Genomic DNA, 18,902 nt, shown 5'->3' with positions numbered 1-18,902 from the left:
CGAGAAAGGCATAGCAGTCCCCCGGTTGAGGCGGTTGCTTGGTACCGCCCGTTATGTCGATGAGATAGTGCGTGTCATGTCTTGCTGCTTTCGGACGAAAAATGTCTCGCCCGCATTTCCACTGCCGTCCAAGAGCGTCCGCGACGATGCCGTTGCTACTTGCCGTGCGCGAAATCACGTGCGCGGGGGTCAGGCTGTTCGCTGCTAAGTATCTGTGCAAGGTATATAAACGGCCTGGGAACAAAATAGCAAATGCCAACCAGTTGCAATTTCGAGCCGGAGCCATAATCGCAGCGTGTGCAAGCTTCCAGTTACGCGGTTCCTGCCATTTGTTCCGGAGCGGGGGATGGCCGGGAAAGCCGGTGCGGCATTTTGGTCGCATCTGCGGAATCTGCAATCGGCGCACTTGTGCGTTGCACACGCTTAATATATCTGAGCACATTATAAGTGTGCTTATGATTGGCGCAAACATCAATGAACGGCAATCCGACCCTCGGCTTCCTCCTGCACGATATCGCTCGCCTGTTGCGCAAGCGGTTCGAGCAGCGTGCCAAATGCCTCGGATTGACGCGGTCGCAGTGGCAAACACTGGCGTATCTCTCCAGCAACGAGGGAATCCACCAGGGCGGGCTCGCCGAGATCCTTGAAATTGAACCGATCACACTTGTGCGCAGTCTGGACAAGCTTGCCGAGCGTGGACTTGTCGAGCGCCGGCAGCATCCGACCGATCGCCGCATATGGCTTCTCTATATGAGAGATGAAGCCCGGCCGCTTTTGGCGGCGATGCGCGAGATCGGAGAGGTGACGCGCGGCGAAGCATTGGATGGCGTATCGGCCGATCAGCGCGACGCGCTGTTCCAGATCCTGTCCCTGATGAAAACCAACCTAGTGCAGGCCTGCCGGACCCCCCTGGCCGAGAATGAGACCAACCATGGCTGACAAACACTCCCTGCGCGTCGTCGCCGACGCAAATGCCAAGACCAAGACCAAGACCCCAGTTGAAGAAATAGAGGTTTCCGACCGTGAGGAAACGGTAGCCGAGGCGCCTTCATCCAATTCAGCGCCCGCTACTGCCGTGGCTGCGCCCGGCGGCACAAAGGTCCGCCGCCGGCGCAGCCTCTCGCGGCCCGTTCTTTTCGCATTGTTGCCGGTCGCGCTCGTCGTCGGCGGATACTACTACGTCAACGGCGGTCAGATCATGTCGACCGACAACGCCTATATCCAAGCCGACATGGTTGGCCTGACGACGGACGTTTCCGGCATCGTCGACCAGATCAACGTCCACGAAAACGAAGCGGTCAAGAAGGGTCAGGTGCTCTTCAGCCTGCGGCAGGATTCCTTCAAGATCGCGCTCGACGGGGCGGAAGCTCAGCTCGGCGCGGTGCGCAACCAGATCCTGAACCTGAAGGCCAGCTATCAGCAGTCGCTGGCCGAGATCACGCAGGCAGAAGCCGACATTCCCTATTATCAGAGCGAGTTCGACCGCCAGCAGAACCTCGTCAACAGCGCGGCCGCAACGCGCGCCGCCTTCGATCAGGCAAAGCACAACCTCGATGCCGGCCGCCAGAAGGTCGCCGTCGCCAAGGCGGAGGCCGCTGCGACGCTGGCGCAACTCGGCGGCAACGCCGATCAGCCCGTCGAGAAAAATCCGCTCTACCTCGAGGCCAAGGCGAAGGTCGATGACGCGCAGCGCGAACTCGACCACAGCGTCGTCAAGGCGCCGTTCGACGGTATCGCGACCAATGTGAACTCTCTTCAGCCCGGCTCCTACCTGCAGGCGTCGTCGCAAGCCTTCGCGCTGGTATCGACGAGCAACCTCTGGATTGCGGCAAGCCCGAAGGAGACGGAACTGACCTACGTGAAGCCGGGTCAGACGGTCAGCATCTACGTCGACACCTATCCGGGCGTCGAGTGGAAGGGCAAGGTCGAGAGCATCAGCCCAGCGTCAGGCTCCAGCTTCTCGCTGCTGCCGGCACAGAACACCACCGGCAACTGGGTCAAGGTCGTCCAGCGCATTCCCATGCGCGTCAGCATCAAGGATACGGCGGGCAAGCCGCCGCTTCGCGTCGGCATGAGCACGGTGGTCGATGTCGATACGGGCCGTGCCCGCGGCCTTCCGGATTTCGTCTCCAAGCTTTTGGGCCGCTCCGGCGGCAAGGATCATGAGTAGCGTCGCTTCTTCGCCGGTCACCCCGGTTGCCAATCGAGGCGCGATCACGGCTTGCGTCATCCTGGCCGTCATCATGCAGGCACTGGACACCACGATCGCCAATGTGGCGCTGCCCTATATTCAGGGCAGTGTTTCGGCGAGCGCCGACCAGATCAACTGGGTGCTGACTTCCTATATCGTCGCGGCCGCCATCATGACGCCGCCGTCGGGATTTCTGGCTGCCAAGTTCGGCCGCAAGCGGGTGCTGCTGACTGCGATCGTCGGCTTCGTCGTCGCGTCTGTTCTTTGCGGCCTGGCGCAGTCTCTCAACCAGATCGTCGCCTTCCGTCTCCTTCAGGGGCTGTTCGGCGCGTCGCTGGTTCCCCTGTCCCAGGGCATCCTCCTCGACATCTATACCGTCGAGGAGCGCGGCTCGGCCATGGCTTTATTTGGCGTCTCGGTCATGGTCGGGCCGGTCCTCGGGCCCGTCATCGGCGGCTGGCTCACCGACAACATCAGCTGGCGCTGGGTCTTCTACATCAACGTGCCGATCGGCGCGCTGGCGTTTGCGGGTATCGTCATCTACGTCACGGAGACGAAGCGGGACATGCTGGCCAAGCTCGACTGGTTCGGTTTCGGGATGATGAGTCTCGGGATCGCGTCGCTGCAGCTTTTTCTCGACCGCGGCGAACAGCTCAACTGGTTTGCGTCCGGCGAAATCATGATAGAGGCAATCGTGTGCGCGGCGGCCTTCTATCTGTTGATCGTGCACACGCTGACCGCCGAAAAATCCTTCGTCAATCCGAAGCTGTTTCTGGACCGGAACTTCAGCGTCAGCATGATCTTCATCTTCGTGATCGGCATTACGTATCTCGCCTCGCTGGCGCTGATGACGCCCTATCTGCAAACGCTGATGGGCTACCCCGTCATTACGGCAGGCATCGTCATGGGGCCGCGCGGATTGGGTACGATGCTCTGCATGTTCATCGTCGGCAGGCTGATCGGCAAGGTGGATACGCGCCTTCTCCTGGTGCTCGGGCTCAGCCTGACGGCATGGGCGATGTACGACATGACCGGCTGGACGCCCGATGTGTCGCAGTGGACCATCGTTTCGGTCGGCTTCGTCCAGGGTGCCGGTCTCGGCTTCCTGTTCGTGCCGCTGACGACGATTGCCTTTTCGACGCTGCCCGCGCATATGCGCGGCGAAGGGACAGGTCTCTACAATCTGTCGCGAAACATCGGATCGAGCGTCGGCATCTCGATCGTTTCCGCTCTGCTGGTGGAAAACGCTCAGGTGAACCACGAGACGATTGCGGCCTATGTGACGCCGTTCAACCGGGCCTTCGAAGCGACTGCTGCACACGGGTTGAGCCCGCTGACGGCCGCCGGACGGGCATCGCTGAACGAGCTGATCACGCTGCAGTCCACCATCATCGCCTATATGGACGACTTCAAGCTGCTGATGATCATGTCGCTTGCGGTTATTCCCCTGGCGCTTCTGCTGCGCAAGCCGAAGGTGGCGCCGGTCATGGACCACAGCGCCGTCATGGAATGATCACCGAAACGGCTTGCTGAGATAAGGCGACCCCAAAATGCCGAAGCGCCATGGTGCTTCGGCATTTTTCGTTATGCCGATCCGCTTGCCGGTGACGATGTCGGCAGGCCGCGCGGATGGCACGATCGAAAAGGGCTTGCGGTCGAGCAGCCGGTCGTTGAGAGCGATGTCGATACCGAGCGCCTGGCAGAGTTTGCCCGGGCCGCTGCAAAGCTGCGCCGGCACGTCGGTGCCGCGGCGCGCGATCATTTCGGCAAGACCGACCTCCGGTTCCACCGCGCGAATGAGGACCGCCGAGCCTGGAGTGCAGACGAAATTCAAGCACCAATGCATCCCGTAGATGCGGTAGATGTAGACGTTGCCGGGGCGGCCGAACATGGCGCCGTTGCGCCGCGTCGGGCCACGAAAGGCATGAGAGGCTTCATCATCCGGGAAATACGCCTCTGTCTCGACGATGCGGCCTCCGGCATTGCCGACGAAGAGACGACAGGCGAGCAGCTCCCGCGCCACGGCGATGGCGTCGCGCTCGAAGAAGCTCTGAAGCTCGTGGCCGGTGAGGGGGGCGGTGCCGTTTGCACCAAGCGCTTGCGTCATTTGTCCTTCTGATTTTGGCACGATGTTCTGCCGCGACCGCAGCCGATACGATTGGGAACCGCGGGATTCCGGCAACTGGCCGCGGTCAATGGCCGGGTTTGGAGTGAGCGATGGTCGACCCGGTCACCGAGACCGGATCGCTTGCCGGAAATGTATCTTCGAGGCCTTCCTCCAGCTCTTCTTCCAGAAGGGCCGGATCCTTGCCGCGCGGGCCATCCGTCTGCGAGCTCTGCAGGGCTGTCGCAAGCAGCGCCCTGGCGCGCGTTATGGCGTTGTCGCTTGTCAGCCCTGGAGAGGCTGCGGCGTAGAGAGTGACTGCTATGCCGTTGCCTGACTGATCGCCGAAGGCAACAACGAAGCCGCCGTCCTTTGGGTGCACTGTGACATCTGTGATGGCCATGGACACGTCTCCCGGTTCTTCCGACAATGGCGGGAAGTGAAGCGCTTTTTGCTAGGATTGTCGAGCAAAGACCTTCACCAGCCAATCGTTGAAAACGCGCACGCGCGGCGAGAGCTGCCTGTTGCGGGGATAAAGCAGAGAGACCGGCGTCTCGGTGAGCGGGAAATCCGGCAGGACGTGAACGAGCGCGCCGGATGCCAGATCCCTTTCTGCATGATAGCGCGGCACCTGGATCATGCCGAGGCCGAGCCGCGCGGCCGAGATGAAGCTCTCGGCGGCATTCACGGTGACGACGGCAGGCAGCACGGCGTTGCGGACGGCGCCGTCGACGATGAATTCGAGCGGGAGAATCCCGCCGGTCGCCGTCGAACGGAAACCGACCATGCGGTGCCCCTCCAGCTTTTCGGGATGCTCCGGCATCCCGTATCTCTCGATATAGCCCGGCGAGACCAGCGTCACTTCCTCGAGCATTGCAACGCGCCGGGCCACCATGTCGCTATCCTGCGGGGTGCCGACGCGCAGCACGCAGTCGATGCCTTCGCGGACGAGATCCACCAGCCGGTCGCCCTCGCTCATGTAGAATTCGATGTCTGGATAGGTCTCCAGGAAAGATGGTAGGCTGGGCAGCACGAAATGCCGGGCGAGCGTACCGTGCACATCGACCCGCAACATGCCCTTCGGCTTGGCGCCTGCAAATGCGCCTTCGGCATCCTCGATATCGGAGAGGATCGTCAGGCAGCGTTGGTAGTAGGCTTCTCCGTCGAGTGTCGGGCTCACATGGCGCGTTGTCCGCTGCAGCAGGCGGACGCCGAGGCGGGCTTCCAGCTGCTTGACGGCATCGGTGACGGTGGAGCGCGGCAGGCCGGTGTCTTCGGCGGCGGCGGTAAAACTGCGGCGTTCCACGACACGGGAGAATACCCGCATGGCATCGAATCTGTCCATCTCGGTTGTTCGCGATCCCCGGATAGTGATGCCGAATAATGGATGATTATCCGCAGGATTGAAAGCGTCATCTTCTGCTCATCGAAAACGCGCTGCGGCGCAAACGACTGAAGGAGAAAGACAATGGCTACATCAGGAAACAAAGTCGCACTGGTTACCGGCGCTTCCAGAGGCATCGGCGCAGCGATCGCAGAGCGTCTCGCCAAGGACGGATTCACCGTGGTCGTCAATTACTCCGGCAATGCTGCTCCGGCTGAGCAGTTGGCGGCGAAAATCGAACAGAACGGCGGCAAGGCACTGACGGCCAAGGCGGACGTGAGCGACGCCGAAGCGGTTCGCCACATGTTCGATGCAGCGGAAGCGGCCTTCGGCGGAATCGACGTCCTCGTCAACAATGCCGGTATCATGATGCTGTCCTCGATCGCCGAGGCCGACGACGCCAACTTCGACCGGCAGATCGGCGTCAACCTGAAGGGCACGTTCAACACGCTGCGCGAAGCCGGCAAACGCCTGCGCGACGGCGGCCGGATCGTCAACTTCTCGACCTCCGTGGTCGGCGCAAAGCTTGAAACCTACGGCGTCTATGCCGCCACCAAGGCCGCCGTCGAAACCATGACGGCGATCATGTCGAAGGAAATGCGCGGTCGCAAAATCACCGTCAACGCCATCGCACCTGGCCCGACGGCCACCGATCTTTTCCTGAACGGCAAGTCCGACGAACTCGTCGCCCGCATGGCGAAGATGAACCCGCTCGAACGCCTGGGAACACCCGAGGATATTGCCGCATCGGTCTCCTTCCTCGCCGGCCCCGACGGCTCCTGGATCAACGGCCAGGTGCTGCGCGCCAACGGCGGCATGGTCTGAGTGGCCGGGCGGCGAGCCGCCGACCCCAACGCTCCATCAACACATCTCGAGGAAGGAACAGGACAATGAGCAAGCAAGTCATCGTCATAACCGGTGCATCCAGCGGCTTCGGTGCTCTCACCGCCCGCGCCCTCGCCAAGGAAGGCCATACGGTTTACGCCGGCATACGCGCCACGGAAGGCCGCAACGCCAAGGCGGTGGCGGATGCCGCAGCGTTCGCCAAGGAAAACGGCGTCGACCTGCGCTCGGTCGAACTCGATGTCGCCTCCGACGCCTCCGTCGAAGCAGGCATCGCCAAGATCGTCGCCGACGCCGGGCGCCTCGACGTCGTCATACACAATGCCGGCCATATGTCGTTTGGTCCGGCCGAAGCCTTCACGCCGGAACAGTTTGCCGAACTCTTCGACATCAACGTGCTCTCCACCCAGCGTGTGAACCGAGCTGCGCTCCCCTACCTGCGCAAGCAAGGGAAGGGCCTCGTCGTCTGGGTTTCCTCGTCCAGCACCCGCGGCGGCACGCCTCCATATCTCTCGCCCTACTTCGCCGCCAAGGCAGCGATGGATTCGCTGGCCGTTTCCTACGCCGCCGAGCTCACCCGGTGGGGTATCGAGACGTCGATCGTCGTTCCGGGCGCCTTTACCAAGGGCACCAATCACTTCGCCCATTCCGGGTCGCCTGCGGACACGGTGCGGGCCGCCGAATACAACGAGGGTCCATACAAGGGTGTGCCGGAGCGGGCATTGCAGGGCCTGGCCGCCCTGGAGCCAGCGGATGCCGATGCAGGCACGGTCGCAGTTGCCATCGTCGACGTCGTCGCCATGCCGTTCGGCACGCGCCCCTTCCGCGTTCATGTGGATCCCTCGCAGGACGGTGCCGAAATCGTCAATGGTGTTGCCGACCGCGTCCGGGCCGAAATGTTCCGCAATATCGGTCTGCAGGATCTGCTAAAGCCATCCGCTATCGGCTGAAATCATAAGATCAGGGTCAGGTTTCGGGATCGAAAGCTGGCCCTCGACTTGCTCCGGCCAATACAAAACCGGCGCACCCGCAGGCATTGTTTCAATTTCGCGAATGATCGTTCGGCAGAATGAGCACTTACATTTGTATTCGTATTGTCTATATTAGTGGGGTAGGGGCAGCCGGGACGCCTCCAATCCCGGATCTCCAGCCTCAAATACCTGCTGGGCCATTTCCCCTGGTGGCGCGGCAGAGAATGTAAGAATGAAATAAAAATCAGACAGTTGCGGCCCGTCGAAGGAACTCCCTTCCGGGCCGCACTTCTGTCAGGTCTCGTTCAGCTTGGCTTCCACCAGCAATTTGACCAGCCAGTCCACGAAGACACGCACCTTGTTGCTGAGGTGTCGGTTGGGCGGATAGACGATGTAGAGCGCGAGCGGTTCGCGGTTCCATTCCGGCAGCACCTGCACCAGTTCTCCCTTGGCCAACGCCTCGCGGATCATGAAGCGGGGCAGTTGCGCGATACCGAGGCCGGTCATTGCTGCGGTCACGAAGGTCCTGCTGTCGTTGACGGATACCATGTATCGCGGGCTGATTTCCAGCTGTTCGTTGTCCTTGCGGAACTCGAACGGGAGGGTCCGGTTTGTCTGGGCGCGAAAATAGCTGACCGAATAATGATCGTTTTCGAGATCCTCGGGCCGCTGGGGTTTGCCGAATTTCTCGACATAGAGGGGCGACGCGCAAGTGATTAGATCGACTTCCGAGACGCGTCTCGCGATCAGCGACTGGTCGGCCGGCGTGCCGGCGCGCAACGCGCAGTCGACGTTCTCCGCGAGGTAGTCGACCGTTCGGTCTCCGACGCCGAGATCGATGCGGATATCCGGATACTTCTGGTAGAAGTCGCAGAGCGCGGGCACGACGATCCAGTCCGCAAAGGCGCCCGCCATCTCGACGCGCAGGCGTCCGCTCGGCAGGCCCTGCGAGTTCGTCAGGCTTCCGTCCAGTTCCTCGAGTTCGGACACGATCTGCGCCGCTCGTTCGTAGTAGAGTGCGCCGTCTGTCGTCACCATGACGCGTCGGGTCGTGCGATTGAGGAGCTTGGTGTGCAGATGCGCTTCAAGCCCCTGGATGAGATTGGTCACCGTCGCCTTGGGCATGGCGAGCGTGTCGGCGGCCCGTGTGAAATTGCCTGTCTCCACGACGCGAATGAAGGCGCGCATTGCCGAGAGCTGGTCCATCGGAAATCACCTGATAAGGTTGCACTGCGGTATTGTTCGAAATTCGGAACAGTGTAATCGCGATGACGCTTCTTATTCCGAGACTGGAATAACAATATCTTTTTTTCAGAAATTGCAAGTCGTGACGACGAGCAATACGTTACTCCGGTGAAGCGAAGGCCGCGACGATGACGGTGCAGGTGAAGGACATGTTGCTGGAGAAGGTGGCCACTGGCCCCGTTTCCGCGCGCGTCTATCAGGGCGCCGAATACGGCAAGGGTTCGCCGATCGTGCTGTTCTTTCACGGGGGCGCATTCCTGCAATCCGGCATCAAGGACAGCGCTGTTGCCGAGAGCATGGCGCGAGCCGGCTCCATCGTCGTCGTTCCCGACTACAACGCACCGCTCGGCAACGTTTTTCCGAAGCCGCTCGAAGTCGGCTACTCGCTGTTTTCCTACATGGCGAACAAGCGGGCGTCGGGTCTGGGCGATCGCAATTCTCTGCTTCTCGTCGCTGGTGAGGAAGCGGGTGGCAACATCGCCGCCGGCGTCGCCCTCAAGGCACGAGATCACTATGCCGAGGCGCTCGACGGACAGATCCTGATTTCGCCGTTGCTCGATCCGTTCATGGGAACGTCGTCAATCCGCAAGGCCGACGGCATCGGCATGCGTCAACGCTGGGCCGAAGGCTGGAGCCACTACCTCAGCGGCGGCGGCTGCCACCCCTACGCGGCGCCGTGCCTTTGTTCGCGTATTTCGGGCGTTGCGCCCGCACTGTTTTTTACAGCTGAAGACGATCCGCTCTACGACGAGACGCTCGGTTATGCCGATCGCCTCAAGCAGGCAGGCGTCGGAGTTCGCCAGCACGTCCTTCCCGCCGGGACAGGCTGGCCATCGATTTATGGCGGGACGTCCGAAGAGACTTCCACCTGGCAGGACAGCATCAGCCGCGAGTTCGGAAGTTTCGTGAAGACCCTCAGCATTCAACCCATTGCATCGAAGACGAACTGATCATTTCCGGCCGTGAGGGCCGTAAGGAGAGTACCAATGACGTCCAGTAAGAAGCGCTGGGCCCTTGTGGGCGCCGGCTTGGGCCTTGCTGCGTCCGTTTCGGCCGCAGCCATCTTTTTCGAACTGCCGATGAGCGCGACCGCCACGGCCGCTTCCGCACCCGCACAGGCTCCCGCTGTGCCGGTCACGGTTGCCGTCGTCGCCAGCCGCGACGTCACCAACTGGGAACAATTCTCGGGCCGGCTTGAAGCCGTCGACCGCGTGCAGGTCCGCTCGCGGGTTGCCGGCGCCGTCCAGTCGGTTCACTTCCGCGAGGGTGCGCTGGTAAAGGCGGGCGATCTGCTCTTCACCATCGATCCCGCGCCATACCAGGCCGCCGTCTCGCAGGCGGAAGGGCAGGTGGCCTCTGCCGAAGCCAAGGTCAATCTTTCGCAGATAGAGCTTGAGCGCGGCCGCAGGCTTTCCGAAAACAAGACCATTTCGCAAAGCGACATGGACCAGCGCCAGAATGCATTTACGGAAGCGCAGGCGGGTCTTCGCACTGCGCAGGCCGCCCTTCATTCTGCTCAGCTCGAACTCGGCTATACCGAAGTCCGCGCGCCGGTCGCCGGACGCGTCGGCAAGTTCGAGATCACGGTCGGCAACCTCGTCGCCGCAGGGTCAACCTCGCCGGCACTGACGACGCTCGTCTCCGTCGATCCGATCTACGCCAGCTTCAATGCCAGCGAGGAGATGGTCGCCAAGGCGCTTGCGCAGCTACCCGCTGGCGACGGCGCAGTGCCTGCCATCGAGCAGGTCCCCGTCGAGGTCGGCACGCTTGCCGATCAGGGTACGCCCATCAAGGGCAAGCTGCAGCTGATCGACAACCAGGTCGATGCCGCAAGCGGCACGATCGGCGTTCGCGCCGTGTTCGACAATCCGGGCGGCAAGCTTATCCCCGGCCAGTTCGTCCGCGTCCGCATGGGCCAGCCGAAGGCCGAGAACAAGGTCCTGATCAGCGAGCGCGCCATCGGCACCGACCAGGACAAGAAGTTCGTCTTCGTCGTCGATGCGGAAAACAAGGTGAGCTACCGGCCGGTCCAGCTCGGCATCGCTGCCGAAGGTGAGCGCGTTGTGGAAAGCGGCCTTGCGGTTGGCGACAGGATCGTCGTCAACGGCCTGCAGCGCATTCGTCCCGGTGCTGTCGTGGCGCCGCAGATGGAAGAGAAGGTCGCGACCGCTCAGTAAGCACAAGACCCCTCCCCAACCCCTCCCAACAAGGGGGAGGGGTTTAGCTGCCGCACCGTTCCAAAATCGGACAAGGCGGTGCCACGGATTTTCTCCCCCTTGTGGGGCGAAGGCCGGCAGCCAGAGAGGGCCTTTAGACATCATACTACCCCACCGGCGGCATTCCCAACCGCCGGAGAGGGCCGTTGCATCCAGTTTCATCCCGGAGAGGGCTTTGAAATGAACATCTCGAGATTCTTTGTCGACCGCCCGGTATTCGCCGGGGTTCTATCGGTCCTGATCGTGGTCGCCGGCCTCATCGGCCTGCGAGCGCTGCCGATTTCCGAGTATCCGGAAGTCGTCCCGCCGTCGATCGTCGTGCGCGCCACCTATCCCGGCGCCAACCCGAAGGTGATCGCCGAAACCGTCGCCACGCCGCTCGAAGAGCAGATCAACGGCGTCGAGGGCATGCTCTACATGTCCAGCCAGGCGACATCGGACGGCGTGATGACGCTGACCGTCACCTTCAAGCTCGGCACGGACCCTGACCAAGCGCAGCAGCTCGTCCAGAACCGCGTCTCGCAGGCTGAACCCCGCCTGCCGGAAGAAGTGAAGAGCATCGGCGTCACCACGGTCAAGAGTTCGCCTGATCTGATGATGGTCGTGAACCTGACCTCGCCTGACAACCGCTACGACATCACCTACCTGCGCAACTACGGCGTGTTGAACGTCAAGGACCGGCTTGCACGCATCCAGGGCGTCGGCCAGGTGCAGATCTTCGGTTCGGGCGATTATTCGATGCGCGTCTGGATCGATCCGCAGAAGGCGGCCGAGCATGGCCTTGCCGCCAGCGACATCACCAACGCCATCCGCCAGCAGAACGTTCAGGCCGCTGCCGGGACCATCGGGGCGTCGCCAAGCCTGCCCGGTATCGACGTCCAGCTGAACGTCAACGCGCAAGGCCGTCTGCAGACCCCAGAAGAGTTCGGCAACATCATCGTCAAGAGCGGCACGAACGGCGAGATCACCCGCCTGCGCGACGTCGCGCGCGTCGAGCTGGGTGCCGCCGATTACTCGCTACGCTCGCTGCTCGACAGCAAGGCGGCGGTCGCCATCCCGGTCTTCCAGGCTCCCGGCTCCAACGCCATCACCATCTCGGACGAGGTCGTCAAGACCATGAACGAGCTGCAGCTGGCAATGCCCGAGGGCGTGAAGTACGAGATCGTCTACGATACGACGAAGTTCGTGCGCGCGTCGATCGAGAAGGTCGTGGACACGCTGCTGGAGGCGATCGCACTCGTCGTCATCGTCGTCATTCTCTTCCTGCAGACATGGCGTGCGTCGATCATTCCGCTGATTGCGGTTCCTGTATCGATCATCGGTACGTTCGCAGTCATGTATGTCTTCGGCTTCTCGATCAACGCACTCAGCCTCTTCGGTCTCGTGCTTGCGATTGGTATCGTGGTGGACGATGCGATCGTCGTCGTCGAGAACGTCGAACGCAATATCGAAAACGGGCTCAGTCCACGCGAGGCGACCTATCGCGCCATGAAGGAAGTGTCCGGGCCGATCGTCGCGATCGCGCTGGTGCTGGTGGCGGTCTTCGTGCCGCTGGCCTTCATCACCGGCCTGTCGGGTCAGTTCTATCGCCAGTTCGCGCTGACGATCGCGATCTCGACCGTCATCTCGGCCATCAACTCGCTGACATTGTCCCCGGCACTGGCAGCCCTTCTGCTGAAGGACCACCATGCGCCGAAGGATTGGCTGACGCGGGGCATGGACTTCGTCTTCGGCTGGTTCTTCCGTGGCTTCAACCGTGCCTTCAGCGCCGGTTCGAACGCGTATGGCAGGGGCGTCGGCGGTCTGTTGTCGAGGAAGAGCATCGTCATGGTGATCTACCTCGCGCTGGCCGGAGCGACCTACGGCCTCTTCAACGCCGTGCCCGGCGGCTTCGTTCCGGCACAGGACAAGCAGTATCTGATCGGCTTCGCACAGCTGCCGGACGCCGCGAGCCTGGACCGCACCGAAGACGTCATCAAGCGCATGAGCGACATCGCCCTGCAGCAGCCCGGCGTCGAGCATGCGATTGCCTTCCCGGGTCTCTCGATCAACGGTTTCACCAACAGCTCGAACGCGGGTATCGTTTTCGTCAGCCTGAAGCCCTTCGAGGAGCGCAGGACACCCGATCTCTCGGGTGGGGCAATTGCCATGCAGCTGAACCAGAAGTTCGGTGCGATCCAGGATGCTTTCATCGCCATGTTCCCGCCGCCGCCCGTCCAGGGTCTCGGCACGACCGGCGGCTTCAAGCTGCAGCTCGAGGATCGGGCCGGTCTCGGCTACCAGGCGCTTGACGAGGCCAACAAGGCATTCCTTGCCAAGGCCTATCAGGCACCCGAACTGGCAGGGCTCTTCTCAAGCTACCAGATCAACGTGCCGCAGCTCTATGCGGACCTTGATCGCGCCAAGGCAGAACAGCTCGGCGTATCGGTGACCGACGTCTTCGAAACGCTGCAGATCTATCTCGGTTCGCTCTATGTCAACGACTTCAACGCCTTCGGCCGCACCTACAGCGTCCGCGTGCAGGCCGATGCCAAGTTCCGCGCCAGCGCGGACGATATCGGCCAGTTGAAGGTTCGTTCGGCGTCGGGCCAGATGATCCCGCTTTCGGCACTGCTGAAAGTCAACGCCACCACCGGGCCGGAGCGCACGAACCGCTACAACGGCTTCCTGGCCGCCGATATCAACGGCGGTCCGGCACCGGGCTTCTCGTCGGGCCAGGCGCAGGCAGCGATCGAGAGGATCGCCGACGAGACGCTGCCGAAGGGCATCGGCTACGAGTGGACGGATCTGACCTATCAGCAGATCCTTGCCGGAAGCTCGGGCCTGCTCGTCTTCCCGCTGGCGCTGCTGCTGGTCTATCTCGTGCTTGCCGCCCAGTATGAAAGCCTGACGCTGCCGCTGGCGATCATCATGATCGTGCCGATGGGTGTTCTGGCCGCCCTGACGGGCGTCTGGCTCACCGGTGGAGACAACAACATCTTCACGCAGATCGGCCTCATCGTCCTTGTCGGCCTCTCGGCGAAGAACGCGATCCTGATCGTGGAATTCGCCCGCGAGCTGGAGTTCGAGGGACGGACGCCCGTCAAGGCGGCGATCGAGGCAAGCCGGCTGCGCCTGCGTCCGATCCTGATGACCTCGATGGCCTTCATCATGGGCGTCGTGCCTCTGGTCACCTCGACCGGCGCCGGTGCCGAGATGCGCGCGGCCATGGGCGTCGCGGTGTTCTCGGGCATGATCGGCGTCACCTTCTTCGGCATCTTCATGACGCCGGTCTTTTACGTCCTGGTGCGCAAGCTGACGGGCAACCGTCCGCTGGTGCAGCACAAGGAGGAGCATCATGAAGAGGGTGGGGCAGAGGTGATACGACTGGCTGCCGAGTAGAGTCCATCGTCCAGACAACGCAGAAGGCGGGGCACTGCTCCGCCTTCACTCGCATGTGGAATACGCTAAGAGTCGGTCCGATCTAGTCACGAAGCTCTAAAGACCCTGCGTTTTTTCAGCTCGATAGCAAACAAAGGCCAGCTTGTTGCCATCGGGATCGCGGACATAGGCTCCGTAGAATCCATCTCCGTACTGGGGCCGAAATCCCGGTTCTCCCTCGGTCGTGCCGCCTTCTCGGAGGGCAATGGCATACAGCCGATCGATCTTTGCCGCATCGCCGACCAGAAAAGCCGTCATCGCGCCGTTACCAACGGTGGCAGCGTTTTTGTCAAAAGGGAAACCCGTGAAAAACCGCGGAACGCTTTCATCAGCGTCGTTGCCCCAAGAGGCAGATTGATCATCACGCCAACATTTGTCCAATCCCATCTCGGCAAACAGCGGATCGTAAAAGCGCACCGACCGCTCAAGGTCCTTTGTTCCAACCATCGTGTAGCCAATCATTGATCCTTCTCTCCCACTCGCTCGGTCTCCACCCGTTTCACACCAGCCTGTTCGCGGGCGTCGGCATCGTGCCCCGAAGTGACCATCGCAAAATCGAGCTTGCGCGACAAACACCTTGCTCTTCCGCCTTTTCTGTTTTCATGCGCCGATCCTCCAGCTAGTCTTGATTGACGTACATCGGGCGGAGGGAGTCGTTCGGGGTATCGGTTGATGGAGGCGTTCAATGCATATCGCGATCGTCGGCGCTGCCGGCATGATCGGACGCAAGTTGACGGCGCGGCTGGTGTCCGATGGCCAGCTTGCCGGGCGGCCGGTTTCCCGTCTTTCACTCGTCGACGTGATCGAACCCGCCGTGCCGCAAGGCTTCGGCGGCCGCGTCGATACGAGTGCTGCCGATATCTCGAGCCCCGGTCAGGCGGCGCGGATCGTCAAACCAAGGCCTGATGTGATTTTCCATCTTGCCGCTATCGTTTCGGGCGAGGCGGAGCTGGATTTCGAAAAGGGCTACGGCATCAACCTCGACGGGACGCGTCTGCTGTTCGAGGCAATCCGTCTTGCCCACCTTGAGGATGGTTACCGGCCGTGCGTGGTCTTCACGTCGTCCATCGCGGTCTTTGGTTCGCCATTCCCCGAGGTGATCCCGGACGATTTCAACCTGACCCCGCTGACGAGCTACGGCACGCAGAAGGCGATGGGCGAGCTCCTGCTCGCCGACTATACCCGCCGCGGGTTCATCGATGGTATCGGCATTCGACTGCCGACGATCTGCATCCGCCCCGGCAAGCCGAACAAAGCCGCGTCCGGCTTCTTCTCGGGCATACTGCGCGAACCGCTTGCCGGGCAGCCGGCGATCCTGCCGGTGCCGGATACGGTCCGGCACTGGCACGCTTCGCCCCGCTCTGCCGTCGGCTTCCTGATCCATGCCGCCGGCATCGATCTCGAGCCGCTCGGCTCGCGGCGAAATCTGACGATGCCTGGAGTCAGTGCCACGGTGGCGGAACAGATCGAGGCGCTGCGCCGCATTGCCGGCGACGATGCCGTCAGGCTGATCCGCCACGAGCCCGACCAACTGGTCATGAATATCGTCGCGGGGTGGCCGCAGGCATTCGATGCGCGGCGAGCGAAGGAACTGGGGTTCGTCGCCGATGCGTCGTTTGACGATATCATCCGGACGCATATCGAAGACGAAATGGAAGGCAATCTCTGATGAGCGACATGGTACACCGCATCGCGTTTCTGGGCACCGGGCTGATGGGAGCGCCGATGACCCGTCGGCTGCTGCATGCCGGGTTCGCCGTCACGGTGTGGAATCGCGACAGGACCAAGGCCGAGGCGCTTCTTGAGGATGGAGCGATCGTCGCGGATACGGCCGCAGAGGCGGTGAAGGGAGCGTCCGTCGTGTTCCTCATGCTGAGCGACGGCAATGCTGTGGGGGATGTCCTGTTTTCGCAAGGTGTCGCTCCGGCCCTTGAAGCGGGAGCCGTGGTGATCGATTCGAGTTCGATCGCACCGGAAGCTGCGCGCGAGCATGCAGCAAGGCTGGCGAAACTCGGCATCCGGCATCTGGATGCGCCGGTCTCAGGCGGTGTCGTCGGGGCGGCGGCCGGAACGCTCGCGATCATGGCTGGCGGGGAAGCGGCTGTTGTCGAGGAGCTGACAGACGTCTTCGTGCCGCTCGGTCGCGTCACTCATGTCGGGCCTAGCGGCAGCGGTCAACTTGCCAAGCTGGGAAATCAGCAGATCGTCGCCGTGACGATCGGTGCCATAGCCGAAGCCATGATGCTGGTCGAGGCAGGCGGAGGCTCGCGAGAGGCATTTCGCCGGGCAATTCGCGGTGGTTTCGCAGAGAGCCGGATTCTCGACATTCACGGCCAGCGGATGGTTGAACGCAACTTCGGTCATGCAGGTCCATCGAAACTGCAGTTGAAAGACCTGAACAACATTCTCGCCGAAGCCCAACGACTATCGTTGAGCTTGCCGCTCACCGAAGACGTTCGCGCGGAATTTGCCGCCTTCGTCGAAGGCGGCGGAGCGGAGATTGATCACAGCGGATTGCTGCTGCATCTTGAAGAGAAGAACGGCCGATCGCGAAAGCAGACGTGAGCGGCTGACGATCCAGCGAGGCTGTGGATCGGATAATCAGAAATGATGATGAGGCACGGCACAATCATTGATGGATTTTTGGAGGGTTGTCACTAAACTCTCGCGGAACGATTGGTCGGCGTGTATCGAACGCTTCCTCCAGGCATGTGGAGGTCTGTTGCTTTGAAGCTGCATGAGGCTTAGACGGCTTTGGTCCCTAACGATTCCACACGATCCGAGCGGGAATTCCAGGATCTGTTGCGGCGTCTTGAGCTTGCGCTCGACGCTTCGCAAATCGGTGTGTGGCAACACGATCTGGAGAAACACGAAATCTCGTGGGACGGGCAGATGCACCGCCTCTACCAAACCGGACGCAAGAGCGGGCTTGTTGCAACGTCGGTCTGGACCAATGCCATTCACCCCGACGACCGCGAGCGTGCCGAGCGCGAGTTCGACGATGCCGTAGCCAGTCGCGGCCAATACAACTCCGAGTTCCGCATCGTTTGGCCCGACGGCGATGTTCGATATATCCGGTCGCGCGCGCATTTCTATGTCAGCGAGGAGGGAGCGCCTTCCTTCATCGGTGCAGAATGGGATGTGACGGCCGATGTCCGTCTCAATGCCGAGGCGGCACGCCAGAGAGCCGTGGCCGAGGCGCGTGCACTCGCACTGGAGCAGAGTGCCGCCCGTATCGAGTACGCCGCCGAGCACGACTATCTGACCGGCCTGCCGAACCGGCGGCTTTTCGACAAGCGGCTGGCGCAGCTAGCCGAGGATCCGACGGTGTCGACGCTCGCCGTGCTGCACCTCGATCTCGATGAGTTCAAGCAGATCAACGACGGATATGGTCATTCGGCCGGCGACGCCGTGCTGCGCGCGGCCGCCCTGCGGATCGAGGCGGGACTTCCAAAAGGCAGCATCGCGGCCCGCATCGGAGGCGACGAATTCGTCATCATCCTGGTCAATTTCACCGGCGTGGATGTGCTGCAGCAGATCGCGCGCGACGTGCAGCGGCGCCTGCGCAAGAAAATCCGCTTCGGCGCCGACCTGCTGCAGTCCGGGGCATCCATCGGGATTTCCTGGTCCGCGGACCGAAGCGACGCCAATCTGCTGGCCGAATCCGATATCGCGCTCTATCACGCCAAGGCCGCCGGACGCGATCGCATACAGTTCTTCACGCAACAGCTGAAGGACGAGTTGATGGCCAAACGCCAGATTGGCGAAGAGCTGAAGCTTGCGCTGGAGGGCGGAGAGTTTGTTCCGTTCTATCAGGTGCAGCTCGATGCCCGTACGCGCGCGATCGTCGGCCTGGAGGCGCTTGTTCGATGGCAGCATGCTGAACGGGGCCTCCTCGTGCCTGGCGATTTCCTGAAGGTCGCGGACGAGTACGGTCTCTCGGCCGATATCGATGCTGCGATCCTGAGGCGGGTCCTCAAGGACCGACGCGATTGGGAAGGTCGCGGCGTGCCGGTGCCGCGGATCGCCGTCAATATCTCCGGCCAGCGGCTTTACGACCCTCACCTCATGGAGGATCTGCTGAGCCTCGATATACCGCAGAGCGCCATTGTCTTCGAACTCATCGAGACGATCTTTCTCGACGATTGCGACGACGAAATGCTTCAGAGCGTCGAGCAGATCAAGCAGATGGGGATCGAGATCGAGATCGACGATTTCGGCTCGGGCCATGCCTCCCTGATCGGGCTTGTGCGGTTGCGGCCGACGCGGCTCAAGATCGACCGGCAGCTTGTCGACGAGATCGACACCTCCGACGAGCAACGCCGGGTCGTCAAGTCGATCATCGAAATTGCCAAGGCCCTGGGTGTCAGCGTCATTGCCGAAGGAGTCGAAACCGAGGGTCATGCCACGACGCTTGCCAAGCTCGGTTGCGAAACCCTGCAGGGCTTTGCCCTCGGGCGTCCGGTGCCTGCATCGGAGATCGATGGAATATTCGTCTCACCGGTTGCCGGTTAGCCTGCGGCGAGCC

16 protein-coding genes are annotated in these 18,902 nt (G+C 61.9%); 11 read left to right on the top strand and 5 right to left on the bottom strand.

From position 1 onward, the window contains the following. Positions 1-474: 474 nt before the first annotated feature. Genes ASC97_RS31135 through ASC97_RS31125 form a run of 3 tightly spaced genes read left to right on the top strand, consistent with a single transcriptional unit; the run spans position 475 to position 3,704 of the window. On the top strand, positions 475-939 hold the full coding sequence (locus tag ASC97_RS31135) for a MarR family winged helix-turn-helix transcriptional regulator (RefSeq protein ID WP_057472196.1): 465 nt from the start codon (positions 475-477) through the stop codon (positions 937-939). Continuing rightward, positions 932-2,170 (top strand): HlyD family secretion protein, encoded by a 1,239-nt coding sequence (locus tag ASC97_RS31130; RefSeq protein WP_057472195.1) that lies wholly within the window; start codon positions 932-934, stop codon positions 2,168-2,170. Before ASC97_RS31135 ends, ASC97_RS31130 begins: the two co-directional genes overlap by 8 nt. After that, a complete protein-coding gene (locus ASC97_RS31125; RefSeq protein ID WP_057472194.1) occupies positions 2,163-3,704 on the top strand; it encodes a DHA2 family efflux MFS transporter permease subunit in 1,542 nt (513 codons plus the stop codon). The genes ASC97_RS31130 and ASC97_RS31125 overlap by 8 nt, the downstream gene beginning before the upstream one ends. Here the strand turns inward: ASC97_RS31125 and ASC97_RS31120 are convergent, their stop codons facing one another. The 3 genes from ASC97_RS31120 to ASC97_RS31110 all read right to left on the bottom strand — a co-directional run bounded on the left by ASC97_RS31120 (position 3,705) and on the right by ASC97_RS31110 (position 5,640). Further along, positions 3,705-4,298, bottom strand: coding sequence for a DNA-3-methyladenine glycosylase (locus tag ASC97_RS31120; RefSeq protein WP_057472193.1), 594 nt, complete (start codon positions 4,296-4,298; stop codon positions 3,705-3,707). It abuts the gene before it with no gap. Between the two features lie 85 nt (positions 4,299-4,383). Then, positions 4,384-4,698 carry a hypothetical protein gene (locus ASC97_RS31115; protein WP_057472192.1) on the bottom strand — a complete coding sequence of 105 codons (315 nt, stop codon included), beginning with the start codon at positions 4,696-4,698 and terminating at the stop codon, positions 4,384-4,386. Positions 4,699-4,749: 51 nt separating this feature from the next. Continuing rightward, a complete protein-coding gene (locus ASC97_RS31110; RefSeq protein ID WP_057472191.1) occupies positions 4,750-5,640 on the bottom strand; it encodes a LysR family transcriptional regulator in 891 nt (296 codons plus the stop codon). Positions 5,641-5,763: 123 nt separating this feature from the next. Between ASC97_RS31110 and ASC97_RS31105 the strand changes: the two genes are divergently transcribed. Continuing rightward, positions 5,764-6,504, top strand: a complete 741-nt coding sequence (locus ASC97_RS31105; protein WP_057472190.1) for an SDR family oxidoreductase — start codon at positions 5,764-5,766, stop codon at positions 6,502-6,504. A 65-nt stretch (positions 6,505-6,569) separates the two neighbouring features. Then, entirely contained in the window at positions 6,570-7,472 is a 903-nt protein-coding gene (locus ASC97_RS31100; protein ID WP_057472189.1) for an SDR family oxidoreductase, read from the top strand. A 315-nt stretch (positions 7,473-7,787) separates the two neighbouring features. Here ASC97_RS31100 and ASC97_RS31095 read toward each other — a convergent pair whose 3' ends face one another. Then, positions 7,788-8,699, bottom strand: coding sequence for a LysR family transcriptional regulator (locus ASC97_RS31095; protein ID WP_057472188.1), 912 nt, complete (start codon positions 8,697-8,699; stop codon positions 7,788-7,790). Between the two features lie 167 nt (positions 8,700-8,866). Between ASC97_RS31095 and ASC97_RS31090 the strand changes: the two genes are divergently transcribed. The 3 genes from ASC97_RS31090 to ASC97_RS31080 all read left to right on the top strand — a co-directional run bounded on the left by ASC97_RS31090 (position 8,867) and on the right by ASC97_RS31080 (position 14,335). Then, positions 8,867-9,688, top strand: a complete 822-nt coding sequence (locus ASC97_RS31090) for an alpha/beta hydrolase fold domain-containing protein (protein ID WP_057472187.1) — start codon at positions 8,867-8,869, stop codon at positions 9,686-9,688. A 36-nt stretch (positions 9,689-9,724) separates the two neighbouring features. Continuing rightward, positions 9,725-10,915, top strand: a complete 1,191-nt coding sequence (locus tag ASC97_RS31085) for an efflux RND transporter periplasmic adaptor subunit (RefSeq protein ID WP_057472186.1) — start codon at positions 9,725-9,727, stop codon at positions 10,913-10,915. Between the two features lie 219 nt (positions 10,916-11,134). Continuing rightward, positions 11,135-14,335, top strand: a complete 3,201-nt coding sequence (locus ASC97_RS31080) for an efflux RND transporter permease subunit (protein ID WP_057472185.1) — start codon at positions 11,135-11,137, stop codon at positions 14,333-14,335. 96 nt (positions 14,336-14,431) lie between these two features. Here the strand turns inward: ASC97_RS31080 and ASC97_RS31075 are convergent, their stop codons facing one another. Continuing rightward, positions 14,432-14,836 carry a VOC family protein gene (locus tag ASC97_RS31075; RefSeq protein WP_057472184.1) on the bottom strand — a complete coding sequence of 135 codons (405 nt, stop codon included), beginning with the start codon at positions 14,834-14,836 and terminating at the stop codon, positions 14,432-14,434. Between the two features lie 223 nt (positions 14,837-15,059). Here ASC97_RS31075 and denD point away from each other — a divergent pair, with 223 nt between their 5' ends. The 3 genes from denD (at position 15,060) to ASC97_RS31060 (ending at position 18,889) form a co-directional block, all read left to right on the top strand. Then, positions 15,060-16,043 carry a D-erythronate dehydrogenase gene (gene denD / locus ASC97_RS31070; protein WP_057472183.1) on the top strand — a complete coding sequence of 328 codons (984 nt, stop codon included), beginning with the start codon at positions 15,060-15,062 and terminating at the stop codon, positions 16,041-16,043. After that, on the top strand, positions 16,043-16,939 hold the full coding sequence (locus ASC97_RS31065) for an NAD(P)-dependent oxidoreductase (RefSeq protein WP_057472182.1): 897 nt from the start codon (positions 16,043-16,045) through the stop codon (positions 16,937-16,939). The genes denD and ASC97_RS31065 overlap by 1 nt, the downstream gene beginning before the upstream one ends. 189 nt (positions 16,940-17,128) lie before the next feature. Next, the gene (locus ASC97_RS31060; RefSeq protein WP_057472181.1) at positions 17,129-18,889 is read left to right on the top strand and encodes a putative bifunctional diguanylate cyclase/phosphodiesterase; all 1,761 of its coding nucleotides are present in this window, start codon (positions 17,129-17,131) and stop codon (positions 18,887-18,889) included. Positions 18,890-18,902: the final 13 nt, after the last annotated feature.

The sequence above is a fragment of the Rhizobium sp. Root1203 genome (assembly GCF_001424945.1).
Lineage (GTDB): Bacteria > Pseudomonadota > Alphaproteobacteria > Rhizobiales > Rhizobiaceae > Rhizobium.
This window is presented reverse-complemented; position numbering and strand designations above follow the sequence as displayed.